Source organism: Phycisphaerales bacterium (genome assembly GCA_029268515.1).
Lineage (GTDB): Bacteria > Planctomycetota > Phycisphaerae > Phycisphaerales > SM1A02 > JAQWNP01.
The window spans coordinates 140,517-154,960 of the sequence record JAQWNP010000014.1 but is presented as its reverse complement, the minus strand read 5'-3'; the positions used below and the strand labels follow the sequence as shown (position 1 = coordinate 154,960).

The window sequence follows — 14,444 nt, the reverse complement described above, 5'->3', positions numbered from 1 at the left end:
TCATCAGTTGCGCTGAATTGCCTGAATTTCACTTTCGGTTTCCCGCTTCTTCTTGCTCTCCGCAGCTATCTTAGCTCTTACAAAATCCAGATTAGGTGGCGCTGTAAAAGCCTCAACGAATGGGAATCTGTCCTTACCATTCTCATCAATCAATTGGCCCAAACGATAGTTCGCCCACTGCGATTCTATAACCGGCATAATTCTATCGTAGGTACGAGCACGCAATTCTGGTTGGTACTTATCGACCATTGACCATATCGACATTCTTTCTTCCATTGTAATACTGGGATCAGTCATCACTTGAGCGAAAGCAATGACGAGCGCATCTTCAAGCGGCCCAAGCAAGTCTGTAATGCGACCACCAAACTTTGTCTCATAGTCATACCACTCATTGGACTTAAAGAACTCTCTCACCTGATCCGCAAACGCCACCGAATCCTTGAACACCTGCGGTCGATCTCGGCCAATTCCTACTCGAATACCATATCGCAACGATTGGATGACTTCACCGGGCGCAATGTGAGGCTGAGCCTCGTACTGCTCCTTGGTTTCCCGCATGACGTAAACATCCAGAGGCAGATTATAAAAGTTGTTTGGATCCATTGCTCCGGCACCAAATAGGTCATTGAGACGGCTCAGGCATTGCTCTGCCTTCTCTCGTTCTCCCGAGCGATAATACATACGCACAGCGTCATCCATAAAGTTCACCATAAAGTTGATGAACGTCTCACCACCGCCGCCACGAGCATTAAAGTGCTTAATGTAAAGTTCTTCAAACGAGTTATCAATTGAATCGATCCAGCGCGGATCCGGAGCACGCGTCGGAAGCTCATTTGAAAAACGATCAATTGTCATGAGGCCCGTACGTGCAAGCCCAGACATAGCTTGCGTGAGAATTCGATCATTGTTCATGATCTTGTAGACATCCTCATCCGGGATACGCTTCTCATTCTTATATTCAAAAGAGATATTGCCGTTATCATCCTTCACTTCAATGCGATCACCAGAGCCCATTCTCGCCCAGTAATAGGCATGAGACTGTGGGTGACGCCAATCAAACGGGCCAATTTCCCGCGTCATCTCAGCCATCTTCTCTGGCTTCATGTTGTAACGATCAATTAGCTGGCGCTTTCGAATATGTGCCAGCAGAGGCTTCCATCCCGCATCGAGCGATGGATCTGCTCTCAATTTCTTGAAGATGCGTAATTCCAACGGCGCATGTTCAAATTTATTGGCCAGTCCAACCTGGCCCGCTAAAAAAGAGCCGCCAGTAACTGCTTCCCAACGCGCCGAAAGAGTCGTGAAGTCTGTATAGAGATCAATTTCCTGCCTCCCAGCAATCCCCAGTTCTTCCTTAAGTCGATCTACAATTTCACCGGCTTCTGGGGTCTGCACAATTAATTCAGCGTATCGATTGGGCGCATCCGCGATTTCTTGCATCCAATCAGCTCGCTCTTCTTGCTCTCGGGGTGGCTCGCCAAGAAGCTTATCCCATTCATCAGCAAATCTCTGCTTGTAATAGTTGTGAGCATCATCTGAAGTGCCGTCGATTTTATGAGCAAACCACCAGGCAAGTTCGCGATGCAAATTAAGGTCTTCTGGATTCGCGCGAATACCGTCCCCTCGGACGAGATCGATCCCAGCGTTGACCCACTCCCAACGTTCCTCGAGCGTATGTGTAGCAACCGAAATGTTGTAAGCCATGTTATGGCCATGAAATGCCCATACAGGCGCGAAGCGGGGTTGCAGTTTCGTAATGAGATCGGCATCAGCCATGACCTCATAGAACTGCCCTGCTTCCTTCATCATATTCACCCTCACCCAGAGAATATCAACGATCAGACCGCGTAACGCCCCCATCGCCGTACCCAACGCGACAAAGGGTGGAGCACCCTCTACCGAAATATCCGTATACCTCAATGATCGCTCTGCAGATTGCTTGAGAATCCCAGGCAACATCATTCCACCAATAGCCAAACATATGACTGTAAAGCCGACGGCTAGAAACTGAATTAGACGATCTCGCGTCACGCTCATTGCCCTTTCTTTATGAAGAACCGCTATACACAGCGAGCTGCCGTTGCCGCAACACAAGGAAGCCAAGCAAAAGGCTGATTCCACACCAAACAATACCGATGCGAAGAATTGAACTGCCTATCGACATCCAAGTGATATACCGTCCCTCAACTAAATCTTCTCGAGGCTGATACTCACCAAACCAACTGAGAGCAAAAACAATCGTATTGGCGATACCCTGAATTGTGCGATCAAATAGCCAATGTACCATCCCACCAATACTCGACGTATCAAAGGGAACAAATACCGAGGGGGCATAGGTCCACAGTGATCCCGCAAGGTAGGGTGTCATCACTGCTCCAAGAAAAATCGTGAATGACATGAGGCAAGCAACTGGAAAATTCAGGAAGGTTGCACAAGCCACAGCCAAAGCAGCGAGAAAACACAGCTTGATCCATGTCTGTAATACTGCTTTTAGAAAGTTAGGTTCAAAGTTTCCCACTTTATAGAGCAATCTGAGGTCATTTGGTGAGAAATTAATGGCACCGGTGCCCCGACTCCCTGGATTGGGCCTGTTGATATTCATGAGCTCAACCAAAAGCTCGCCCTCTGGACTGATGTAGTCACTTGGAATGTGCAACACATGAGTCTGAGCAGGCACATAGGTGACTGGCCGCAGCGTCCGATCATCGTTGTTAAATCGGAATGCAACCTGATAGGTTTTGTGCTCATCAACCGCATCAATAAGAAAACGAAACTGCACTGTCGCTGTTGGAGAGAGCCGCCTGGCGTCACCGAGTCCTGAGAACATATATGCACGAGCCAATCCTGGGGCGACCGATCGAAGGCCTCGTCCAAAGTTCTGAGAAATCTCGTATCGAATTCGTCGCATGTCACGAGGTGCCATTGCATCTTGATCACCCAAGGCTGGGTCAGTAGCAAACATCACATCAACTCGGTCTTGCACTTCCTGCGAGGACAACTTTGGGTAGTCAGGATAAGACGGAAGTCGCGCCGTTAAAATCTCGTCTGTAATGGCCAGTCGATCCAGTTCTCCCTGAAGTCCATCTGCAACAGGCTGACTTCGCAAATACTGAATGAAGATAAAAATCGACAACATCGCAACCATAACCAGAATCAAGTTTACAGTGATAATACCGAGCCATTTCCCGAGCAAGTAACGCCCTCGAGCGACTGGCTTAGACATCACCTGCCAGATCTGCCGATCTCGAATTTCAAAAGAAATGGTCGCACACCCAAGGATAAGTGTTAAGCATGCTGCAATTGCAAATGTCAGCTGCATACTATGACTAATAAATGTCTGAACCTGGTACCGCAGCGGGCTTTCCGAATCAAGTGCCATTGGAAGCAACGGCAACAACACCAAGAGAATAATGATGAAGAGCAAACTAAGCCTTGTTCGGCTCGCTTCTCGCAGTACCCCACTTGCAATCGCAGCCAGTGGGCCCTGCCCGCCCCAAAATAAGATCGCCAAACGCATGAGTAAGGCAAATGTAAATGTTAACAGCCCGATTCCGGCGAGGCCCACGACCATTGAGGGAAGTCCACATAGAGCCGCCAACAAAATGGCTGCCGCTGTGACGACAACGACCGTCAATAATTGGATCACTAACTCCAGCCAGATCACCAAAAGCAGCCAAAGAAAGATACAAAACAACAATAGCCAGGTCGTCCCCGGATTAACCAACAACCAACTAGGCATCCATTCGGGAATTGAGCGCGTCAGCAGAAAAGTAGCAAGAGAACCAGGATCTACAAACTCGCCTCCCGGCGTAAACTGCGTCTTTGCAAACTCAATAAACTCAGGCCCACCATAGGTGACCCCCTGAAACACGTACTCACCAGTCTCCAGGAAGATGGCCGGAGACTCATCCTCTGCAGTCGAGGAATACATTTCCTGCATCAAAGGAATCATTCGACCACGAAAAGAATATGACTCAACCAATATGGGAACAAAGATTGCAGCAGAAATACCTGCAACCAATATTGACAGCGTGAGCTTCACCCACAATTCAGACTGAAAGCGTGCAGCCCGTTTATATCCAGAGGAGAAACGACCCATTAACTATCCCGATCTTCTGCGTCATTCGAGCCCATCAACTCATCAATTAAACCACGATTGATATTGTCGTCGGCCTTGGCGGTTGGCTCTTTCTCTACAACTTCAGTGACTTGTTGGGGCGGCTGCTCATCCATCAAGTCCTCAAGCACATCTGGCTCCTTTGGCATCTCAGGCTGTTCATCAATCTCAGTCGAGAGTTCAACCGGAACCTCTGCCTGGCTTAAGGTATCAATCAAATCGTCGCCTTCAGCCTCACTATCTGCACGCAGAAATTCCGCTGTCGCACCACCCGATTGAGCCCCGGAAGTCTCCACCTGCTCAATGCGGGCTTTCTCAACAATTTCCATGAAGAGCGACTCAAGTCTCTGTCGCGGTGCATGAACCTTCTCAATGGCCTTGCCCTCACGTTCATTAATGACGGCGTCAATACGAGAAATCGTATCAACGCTCAATCGAGGCGACTGAATAACGGTTCGCTCGGTGTCACAGAGAAGTTCGTCGGCAGTTCCTTCAGCACGAATCTTGCCGCCATACAGGACAACCATCCTGTCACAAACATCTTCAACATCAGAGAGTAGGTGCGAGCTTAGGAGAATCGTCTTTCCTCTTCGCCCCAACTCGACAATAAGATCTTTAACCTGGCGTGTACCAATAGGATCCAACCCTGAGGTAGGCTCATCCAAAATCAGAAAATCTGGGTCGTTGATGAGCGCCTGCGCCAAACCAATGCGGCGCATCATGCCCTTAGAAAATTCACCGACAGCTCTGTAAGAAACCTGTGAGAGTCCAACCATCTCAAGCAGTTCTTCAGTACGCCGAACACGCGTACGTCGATCTTGACCAAAAAGCCGTCCGTAATAGTCAAGCGTCTCTCGTGGGTTCAAGAACCGATAAAGATATGACTCTTCTGGGAGAAATCCGATATGACGCTTGATACCCACATCGGTGGGCGCCCGACCAAATACCAACAGGCGACCTGAAGTGCGATAGAGAAGACCAAGCACCATCTTTATGATGGTGCTCTTACCAGAACCATTGGGCCCTAGCAGCCCAAAGATCTCTCCACGATTGATTTCAAGATCAACGTTGTCGACAGCGCGAGCCTTCGTGCGCATCCAAAAGTCCCGAAAGACCTTTGTCAATCCAATGGCCTCAACCAGCTTGTCTGTTGTTGGACCGACTGATGACTTCATGCTATCTCCCTGATCGCTTCAATTGTGGCTCACATTGCATCGATGCTCTGATTTCTACCCTGAGTCTATTTTATTTGTCACCAAGACCTTTGAGCTGACCTGTTTGACTGTCGATACGCAACTGACGGCCTGGACCGTCTATGTTCTGATCACTCGCACGAAGAATATAAGGAAAGTCGGTCTCAATACCATCGAACATAGATTCTGCAAATCTTCGTTCTAATAAGTTTTTACGGCGAAGTTCCTGAATGGCATCCAACCCTTTGATGTTTAGCTTCATCGTCTGAAGCGAATCGGGCACATAAACGATCTCGACATCCGGACGATCCATCACTTTCTCATAAGCATCTTGCCAAAGATTCCAGATCACAAGTTCAGGGCTCTCTTGATAGGCCGGAAGCAGGCTCATAAACCGCCGAGCTTCACTACCGACGGATGATTCGATATGTGATCGATAACCACGAGCAGCAGAAATGCTGCTTGCAACCACCCCAGCCATTTTGTCGCTTTCAAGCAGATCATTTACCTCGAGAATAATTGAATCTGCGGATTCTTCATCATAGGTATCGAGCGCATCTTCATAAGCTTCAATTAGGGATGTCACCTTGGCATGCTGACTACCAGCAACCCGAATAAGCATTTCTTGTGCGTCCTGTTTCGCCCTTTCAATCTCAACAGATGATTGAACCCGGTCTGCCTGAAACTGCTCAAAGTCCTTCTGCAGCACCATCGGCGCCTGCGGCGCATCAGTAAACTCCACTTTCACAATCTGAATGCCACTGCCCAGAGAGTTCAACATCTTTTGCATGTTCGATTGAATCTCTTCTTTCACCGTTTCTCGAACCACCTCGTCAGCGAGCGACTCCATATCGTAAAGCGCGTGAACCTGTATTGCTGCTCGGCGAAGTGCCAAGGCGACAATTGGAGAAGCGAGTGCATCTGATACTGAGTTGAGGTATTCCACTGGCTCCCTGATCACCCAATTAGCCTCAATTCGCATATGCACAATGTCCCCATCTGATGAAAGGACATACCCACCCTCACCTGGCCGCAAACGATTATGCGTCGACGCTTCAGAGAGCTGCTCAGAATCTGTCATGCCTGCCTTGCGTTTTATTGGCCAGAAATCTTCGTTAATGGCAACTTGCTTGGCAGTCTCTCCCAGCACAATAAAACGGCCAATAGGTTGGGGCCAGGCGACATGCACACCAGGGTCTAATGATGAATCTGTGATACGCCCCCATGTCGTAGCGACCCCGATATCTCCATCCCCAACTCGGGTAATGCCCGAGATCAGAAAAAGTGCGATCAAAATAATGATGACAAACTGAAGCACTCGGTAAGTAAGTCGCATTGCATCTGCAAGCGACTGGTTTGCCGGATCCATTGCTTCACGGAGAGCAGCTTCTGCACCGATGTCCGACTTGACTGAAAACTGAGCTGAGGCCTCTCTCCGCGGCGATTCCTTTTCAGTCTCCTCGATAAGAACGTCTTCGGATAGCACCGGTGAATCATTATTGTCATGATCTTTCGGATTAGTCATTCGTCACCCCACTGGATAACGCATTCGCACCCGAAGACGATGAATCTGCTGTACCACTCGCTTGTGGAAGCGTCGGTGTGTTCATGGGACGACTTGGCTGTGGAATTCCACCACCGGGTCCATCCATCAGATGCCACGGCGCAAAGTCTGTCTCTAAAATGACGGTTGTATTGTCAGACAGGGCTGTCTTAAGGGCATCCAGCCAGACCAAGAAGATTGCCAACTCTTCATCCTGACTCATCTGAGCCAGATACTCCGCGGCTCTCTCATTTGCCACAGCCTGAATTTCCTGAGCCCTCTGAAGCGCAAAAGCTCTGATCTTATCTGCCTTCGCTCTGGCCTCAGAACGAATGCGCTCTCCTTCAGCTTTACCGCGATTGCGTTCAGATTCCGAAAGTGCATCGCGTGATGCTTGCATACGTGTCAGAACAGCACGAGCTGTTTTGGTCGGCAGTGATATCTGATTAACACCAACGGCGACGGGAAGAATACCACCCTCTTTAAGGAAAGATAATTTTTCAAGTACCTCATTCTCTGCTTCCGCAAGCCTGCTATTTGAGCCAAGCAGTTCATCGTATTCATATTGGCTAATAACAGACAACGCATCACGAAACTGACTCTTGAGCATCTGCTTGGCAGTGTCCATGTTTCCGTCGTAATTCCGGAAGAAATTCAAAGGCCCATCCGGGTCTTCAGTATCAACCTTCCAGAGCAAAAACGCCTGGACAACAATTTGCTGACCATCACTGGTCTGAACCGTGTCGTGGGGTGCGTCATGAAGCTGAAGGCGGCGATCTATTTTCGTAACAGTGCTAAAAAAGGGAATCCGAAACTTTAGCCCTGGCTCAGTTTGAACACCTTTTGCATCGGATTGACCAAACTGTGTCTGCACTGCGACTTCGTGATACGAAACCTGATAGGTAATCGCATAGAGCACCAAGACAAGTACCAGTAGCACAGCAACACAAATTCCTATGATCTTGCTCATTCGCTGGATCCCTCTTCTGAATCTTCCCCTAATGCATCACTAAAGTTAAGTAAGGGGTTCATTTCTGTAAGTGACAGATCTACATTCAAGCGATCTGCTTCAAGCCCAATAACATATTTTCGGACACCACCAAGATTCTGTGTAAGCGCCCCCATCATTCCACGTTCTCTATAAAGCGACGGGGCTGCCGCATAGGCCTTCTGCTGCCCTTGAACGCGCGTCGCTTGCGTGCGGCTATCCATGAGGGCAACCCATCGCTCAGTTTCTGCGTCTGCAATCCGCTGAGCTGCTAAGCCTCCACCCTCAAAGAGAATCGCCTCGATCTCTTGACGGGCTTCAATAATGTCCTTCTTCGCCACAGGCAATTCTTCCTCATTGTTCCGAAGCGCGTCTTCATAGGCCATTTTGAGGTCGTTATATTTTTCGATTTTCTCAATGAGCTCATCAGCGAGATCAGAGCCACCTATCTGGTTAGTGAGCAATCGAGACGAGTCTCTACGAGCCAACGCAATCTGTTCCCGCTGTGCCTCGCGGCTCAATGCGAGTTCCTCAAATGCCTCACCGACTGTACCACTTGGGCGAACAAGTGCCATCGTCACATCAAGTACATTAATCCCTGCATGCAGTTCGTCTAGACGTTCCTGAATTCGGCGACGTAGTTCACTGGAAATGGCACCACGATTTCCAGAAAGCGCCTCATCTAACGTCTGGTCAGCAAAGAACCTGAATGCTTCACGCATTGCCACACGTCTCATAATTCGCTCACGTGTAGACAGCTTGGCATTGCCTTCGAATTTATCTGAGGCGAACATCAAGTAGTCAACCAGAGACGATTCGGATTCTGTTTCCAGCTTCTTTATCTGATATCGCATTTCGAGTTCAGCATCAACAAGCGCCCAATTATCGCCTAACTCGCTGCTCCGCTCATCTTCAGAATTACTGTCACTATTACCACTCGCGGCATCCTGAAGGTTAGAGCTACGCACAAGGAATGGTTCAAGCGGCTCTTCATAGTAATCACCGATCTTGTCGGACCATAGATTGACATAATTGAGATACTGCTGGCCATTCTTATCCATCTTGAGCCGAGGTGTTATCGAAAGGATTTGGACTTTATCAACGTTCCGCGACTCAGTTGATTCAAGGGGCCAGGGCAACTTCCAAAGAAGGCCAGAGTCAGCAACACGATCAGTGCCCTCACCCACAATGGCACCTGACCTCAGTCGAATAGCTTGATCTTGTGGACCCACAACAACAACCGTGTTTAGCACAATCAAGGCGCCAATCGCCAGTGCAATCAACCAAATGAAACTACGAATTAAAAGCTGGTAGCCCCAAGTACTCGATACATCGAAACCAAACTGATAATTGACTGCTTCGTTCATTGAACGAACGAGAGAATCGGGGGCAGCGAGCAGGCTATGTACTTTAGAATCGAATGCCGCGCGAGGTGTTTCACCGGGCATACGCGGCCGATATAAGTTCATTACGAAATTCAGGCAGATCTCGGCCGCCACCAAGAGCATGTAGATGGGGATCGCCCAGGCAATAGCAACAATAACGTCGACATCATTAAAGAAGCGAAACAGAATTCCAATAACAACGGCGGTAAGCACCAACCAGTTGCCCACCATATATGCAGCGCCACCCCGTAGGTTTTGCCATGCCTGCAATTTTGCCATACCCGCTACGAATCTAGAGAAGACAAAACCAATCGCGGTAAAAGCAATTGTGATTGCAATCGCCCAACCAGTATGCGCAGTGAGCTTTAGATTACTGGCAGTACCACCACCCAGACTTGGTTCGCTTAGGTAGAGAAGCATCCCCCAAGCAAGAAGTGCCAGAATAATTGCGAGTAAAATACTCACCGCTGGCATGAGCCATCGGTACATCTGTTTGAGTCGCCGTCCGGCAACACGAACTTCAGATCCCGCGGCGTCAAACACGGATGCCACACTGGGCCTGTTCGCAGTAAGCTCATCCTCTTCAAGCGCTTCAAGCCGTTCGAGCTTGTGCTGATAGAAAACAACTAAGAGCCCAAGCCAGACAATGATGCCTGCCAGCACGTAATACGATGTGAACAGAAACGCTGTATCACCTGCCACTAGGCCAAAAACCAGGAGCGTCACACCCATCCCAGCCTGCAAAAAGAAGCCCAGTGCACTGACACTTACTGCTCGCTGAAAAGAATGGTGGTCCACCCGAACCTGATTGGCGGCATTATTTGAATCAGCCATAGTTGTCTTAGCGACCTATAATTAGAGAGAAGAGGATGAACCGGATTTGATCCAGCGAGTGAGATGCTATCCAACGTTCTGGAGATGTATAGCCGATAGAACCATAGATGGAATATATACGTAAGAAGCGATATCGAATGTTCACGCCATCATCGTGATAATATCGGCTCTAATCCTTGGACTGGCGGGATACGTCACCAAGAAACAGGTATGGTTCTAAGTTCAGTACGTCACCTCCGCCTCCCATAATCCTCTTATTTGGCAGCTAAACCATGTTCTCACAGGCCTTTGCGATAACTCGCAACACCTTCTTCGAGAGCATTCGCCAGCCCATTGTGTTCATCCTTATTGTGATTGGAACACTATTGATTGTGGCCAGCGGCCCACTTTCAGCATTTACAATGGATGAGGACCAGCGAATGCTGGTTGATATCTCGCTTGCATCAGTTTTTCTGACTGGAACACTACTCAGTGCGTTCATCGCAACTTCGGTTCTCGGTCGAGAAATTGAGTCTGGCACAGTACTTACAGTCGTTTCAAAGCCCGTCAACCGGCCAATTTTTGTCATTGGCAAGTTCCTAGGCGTTGCTGGGGCGCTCATCATTACCACCCTTCTGCTCGGTCTGATCTTCCTGCTCATGGAGATCTACGGCACCCATCAAACTGTCCGCCATCCTGTACATGAGCCAATCGTCCTCTTCGGTGTTGGAGCTGCGGCCATTGGAATCTTGGCGGCTGTTTGGTGCAACTATTTCTATGGATTGGTATTTACGAGCACGGTGATATGCATCACTACCCCACTGATGATTTTGGCTTATATCCTCTGCCTCAACTTCAATCATGACTTTACCATCCAACCAATCAGTACCGACTTCAAAAGTAGCCTGTGGATCGCACTCATCGGAGTCATTGCCGCAGTCCTGGTGCTTAGCTCCGTCGCCATTGCATTATCAACTCGATTTGGCCAACTCCTGACCATCACACTGACAATCGCGATCTTTTTCTCGGGGATGATGTCGGACTGGGTCTTTGGACGGCATATAGAAGCCGTGCAGTCAGTTTGGATGGAACGCGCAGCGGCTGCTGGCAATACCACTGATGAGGTGAGTTTCCGAACTGTGGAATGGGTCACCGGCGAGGTGGAGCAAGTGGAGCATATCACCGAGGTCGCCACGGTGCCGCTCACAACCTATGCAGCATTATCTGAGCAGATTGATCTGGGCGCTACTTGGGTTGCCTATGCAATCATCCCTAATTTTCAGGTCATGTGGCTCGCTGATGCCCTGACGCAGGGGCGGCTCATACCCGGCAGCTATCTGGTGCGCATCCTCATCTATGGAGCCTTCTACATTCTTGCTGCACTTGGCCTAGCGACCATTCTCTTTCAGCGCCGCCAAGTCACGTAACTTCCAGCCCTTTGTTTTCCCAAGATGACGGCCGGCCCTATGATCTTTTCAGCAGGGGCCTATTTTTATGACAATACATCGCTCAATTAGAGTCCATGGCGCCCGAGAGCATAATCTCCGCAATGTTAATGTCGAGATCCCTCGCGATCAGTTGATCGTGATTACCGGTGTTTCTGGTTCTGGTAAAAGTTCACTTGCCTTCGACACCATTTTCGCTGAGGGCCAGCGCAAGTACATGGAGTCTCTGAGCGCCTACGCACGACAGTTCCTGAATCAGATGCACAAGCCTGATGTCGAGACAATAGACGGCCTACCTCCAACGATTGCCATCGCACAACGCTCTTCCGGACATAACCCCCGTTCCACAGTGGCAACGACCACTGAAATCTATGACTACCTTCGACTCATGTTCGCTCGCTGTGGCCAGCCTTACTGCTGGCATAGTCACGCCGGCAAAAAGAATGCCGTCTGTGGAAAGGCAATCGATGCCACGAGTGCAACACAAATTGTTGATTCACTCCTGAAATTCAAAAAAGACACCCGCGCGATTATCTGCGCTCCAGTCATACGTGGACGCAAGGGATACCACCGCAATGTCGCAGAAGACCTCCAGCGCCAAGGCTTTGTCCGCATTCGAGTAGATGGTGAAATCCAAGACTTACGAGATGCACTCAAAGAAGGCGGCGACAATCCGCTTCAACTCAAACGCTATGCAGCACACGACATTGAAGTGGTCATTGATCGTCTTTCGATTAATACAGAGTCACGCGACCGACTCGCTGATTCGATTGAAACTGCTTTACGAATTGGGGAAGGCAACTTACTGGCCTTGGTTGAGTCAGGAAAAAAATGGAAATCCCATAGCTACAACGAGCGGCTGGCATGCCCTGATCATCCAGACTGCAGTATTGAAGAAATGGAACCACGCCTCTTCTCATTCAACTCACCTTACGGCGCTTGCAAACATTGCGATGGGCTCGGCACGGTTGGCCAGTTCAGTGAGTCCCTGGTGATCCCTGATCCTGATGCAGGTGTCGCTACAGGCGCCATTCATCCATGGCGACGCAATGGGCGAAGGATGAACACCTACTACAGCCGGCAGCTTCGGCGCTTCTGCAGCAGCATGGAGATCGATCGCAACACTCCCTTTAAGACGCTCACCAAAACACAACGCCGCATACTTCTCGATGGAACGACCACTCAAGACACAACTAAATATGGCTTTAAGTTCGAAGGTGTTCTTCCGAACCTCATGCGAAGGTACCGCCAGTCGAAGAGTGAGTTGGTCAAACAACGAATGGCTGCTTACTTGCATCGCCAAACTTGCCCCACGTGTGACGGCAACCGCTTAAGAGTCGAAGCAAGCAATGTTCGACTAGAAGGTCCCGATGGGCCTCGTTCAATTGGTGATGTGTGCAATATGACTATTGAAGAAGCATCCGTGTTCTTCAATAAACTCAAACTCACGAAGGAGCGGATGCAAATTGCTGAACCTATGTTGCGTGAGATTAGCAGCAGACTCGGCTTTCTGGTTTCAGTTGGACTCTCCTATCTCACACTCAATCGAACGACATCCACCCTATCAGGTGGCGAAGCTCAGCGTATACGGCTTGCCACACAAGTTGGCGCTGGCCTTGTAGGTGTCTGCTATGTTCTTGATGAACCAACCATCGGCCTTCACCATCGCGACAACGCGCGGCTGATTAAGACACTTCGCCATCTTTCCGATATTGGCAATACCGTCATAGTTGTTGAACATGACGAGGGCATGATTAATGCCGCAGATCATATTGTCGACATTGGGCCTGGGCCAGGACGATTTGGCGGAACTGTCGTTGCTACTGGAACCATTGAAGATATCACCTCTGCCTCAGAGTCGATTACTGGCGCGTTCCTGAGCCGAAAAAGGAAGATTGAACTACCTCAATCACGTCGACCGTTAAAGCAAACTAAGGCGATTACAATTGTTGGCGCAGCTGAGCACAATCTCAAGAATATTGATGCAGCATTTCCAATTGGCGGACTCATCTGCGTAACTGGCGTCTCAGGATCAGGCAAATCTACATTGGTTAATGAGATATTACTGAAATCTGTTGAACGATCATTGGGCAGCACGCGATCGATACCTGGCAAGCACAAACGTATCAAAGGGCAAGATTTCTGCGACCGCGTGATTCAGGTCGACCAGTCACCTATCGGCCGCACCCCGCGTTCTAATCCCGCAACATACACAGGCATCTTCGACGCCATTCGGGCAGTGTTTGCAAAGACGAGCGAAGCTGGAATTCGTGGCTATCTGCCCGGCCGCTTCAGCTTTAACGTCAAAGGAGGTCGATGCGAATCATGCCAAGGCCAAGGCGTCAAGAAAATTGAGATGCACTTCTTGCCTGATGTTTTTGTTACCTGCGAATCTTGTCGAGGGACTCGATACAATCCTGAAACACTTGAAGTACGCTATCGAAGCAAGACTATTTCTGACGTCCTGCAAATGACTGTTGATCAGGCTGCCGAATTTTTTGAAGCGCATCCTAAAATTGCCAATATGCTCAATTGTCTTACTGCTGTGGGATTGGACTACATCCAATTAGGGCAGGCTTCTACAACACTCTCTGGCGGTGAAGCCCAGCGAATCAAGCTCGCTCGTGAACTTGGTGTGCCGACAAGATCGACTTCTTTATATGTACTAGATGAGCCAACAACTGGCCTTCACTTTGCTGACATTCAGAAGCTACTTGCAGTGCTTCAAAGACTAGCGGACCAAGGACATTCGGTTGTCGTGATTGAGCACAATCTGGACATTATTAAGTCGGCCGATTGGATTATTGACTTAGGCCCAGAAGGTGGCGCGGGCGGTGGAGAGATTATTGCACAGGGCACTCCGGAAGAAGTTGCTAAAAACCGGCATAGCCATACGGGAAAAGTGCTTAAGCCATTACTTCGAAAGAAGAGACCACTCGCCACCAAGCCATAACCATTAA

The 14,444-nt window shown here is 49.2% G+C and carries 8 protein-coding genes; 2 read left to right on the top strand and 6 right to left on the bottom strand.

Annotated elements, in window-relative coordinates; all coding sequences use genetic code 11:
* Positions 1–3: 3 nt before the first annotated feature.
* The 6 genes from P8J86_09820 to P8J86_09795 form a co-directional block, all read right to left on the bottom strand.
* Positions 4–2,037: a hypothetical protein gene (locus tag P8J86_09820; GenBank protein MDG2054992.1), complete on the bottom strand. Its 2,034-nt coding sequence runs from the start codon at positions 2,035–2,037 to the stop codon at positions 4–6.
* A gap of 10 nt (positions 2,038–2,047) precedes the next feature.
* On the bottom strand, positions 2,048–4,099 hold the full coding sequence (locus tag P8J86_09815) for an ABC transporter permease subunit (GenBank protein ID MDG2054991.1): 2,052 nt from the start codon (positions 4,097–4,099) through the stop codon (positions 2,048–2,050).
* The gene (locus P8J86_09810) at positions 4,099–5,292 is read right to left on the bottom strand and encodes an ABC transporter ATP-binding protein (GenBank protein MDG2054990.1); all 1,194 of its coding nucleotides are present in this window, start codon (positions 5,290–5,292) and stop codon (positions 4,099–4,101) included. The genes P8J86_09815 and P8J86_09810 overlap by 1 nt, the downstream gene beginning before the upstream one ends.
* Before the next feature lie 70 nt (positions 5,293–5,362).
* Positions 5,363–6,835: a hypothetical protein gene (locus tag P8J86_09805; GenBank protein ID MDG2054989.1), complete on the bottom strand. Its 1,473-nt coding sequence runs from the start codon at positions 6,833–6,835 to the stop codon at positions 5,363–5,365.
* Positions 6,828–7,823, bottom strand: a complete 996-nt coding sequence (locus tag P8J86_09800) for an SPFH domain-containing protein (protein MDG2054988.1) — start codon at positions 7,821–7,823, stop codon at positions 6,828–6,830. Before P8J86_09800 ends, P8J86_09805 begins: the two co-directional genes overlap by 8 nt.
* Complete coding sequence (locus P8J86_09795) at positions 7,820–10,060, bottom strand: SPFH domain-containing protein (GenBank protein ID MDG2054987.1); 2,241 nt, start codon at positions 10,058–10,060, stop codon at positions 7,820–7,822. The genes P8J86_09800 and P8J86_09795 overlap by 4 nt, the downstream gene beginning before the upstream one ends.
* 272 nt (positions 10,061–10,332) lie before the next feature.
* Here P8J86_09795 and P8J86_09790 point away from each other — a divergent pair, with 272 nt between their 5' ends.
* Complete coding sequence (locus P8J86_09790) at positions 10,333–11,466, top strand: hypothetical protein (protein ID MDG2054986.1); 1,134 nt, start codon at positions 10,333–10,335, stop codon at positions 11,464–11,466.
* 67 nt (positions 11,467–11,533) lie between these two features.
* Positions 11,534–14,437 carry an excinuclease ABC subunit UvrA gene (gene uvrA, locus P8J86_09785; protein ID MDG2054985.1) on the top strand — a complete coding sequence of 968 codons (2,904 nt, stop codon included), beginning with the start codon at positions 11,534–11,536 and terminating at the stop codon, positions 14,435–14,437.
* Positions 14,438–14,444 lie beyond the last annotated feature (7 nt).

What these genes read in the sequence shown, in the direction of transcription:
- P8J86_09815 (MDG2054991.1), bottom strand. Translation starts at nt 4,099, where the DNA reads ATGGGTCGTTTCTCCTCTGGATATAAACGGGCTGCACGCTTTCAGTCT.
- P8J86_09805 (MDG2054989.1), bottom strand. Translation starts at nt 6,835, where the DNA reads ATGACTAATCCGAAAGATCATGACAATAATGATTCACCGGTGCTATCC.
- P8J86_09810 (MDG2054990.1), bottom strand. Translation starts at nt 5,292, where the DNA reads ATGAAGTCATCAGTCGGTCCAACAACAGACAAGCTGGTTGAGGCCATT.
- uvrA (MDG2054985.1), top strand. Translation starts at nt 11,534, where the DNA reads ATGACAATACATCGCTCAATTAGAGTCCATGGCGCCCGAGAGCATAAT.
- P8J86_09790 (MDG2054986.1), top strand. Translation starts at nt 10,333, where the DNA reads ATGTTCTCACAGGCCTTTGCGATAACTCGCAACACCTTCTTCGAGAGC.
- P8J86_09795 (MDG2054987.1), bottom strand. Translation starts at nt 10,060, where the DNA reads ATGGCTGATTCAAATAATGCCGCCAATCAGGTTCGGGTGGACCACCAT.
- P8J86_09820 (MDG2054992.1), bottom strand. Translation starts at nt 2,037, where the DNA reads ATGAGCGTGACGCGAGATCGTCTAATTCAGTTTCTAGCCGTCGGCTTT.
- P8J86_09800 (MDG2054988.1), bottom strand. Translation starts at nt 7,823, where the DNA reads ATGAGCAAGATCATAGGAATTTGTGTTGCTGTGCTACTGGTACTTGTC.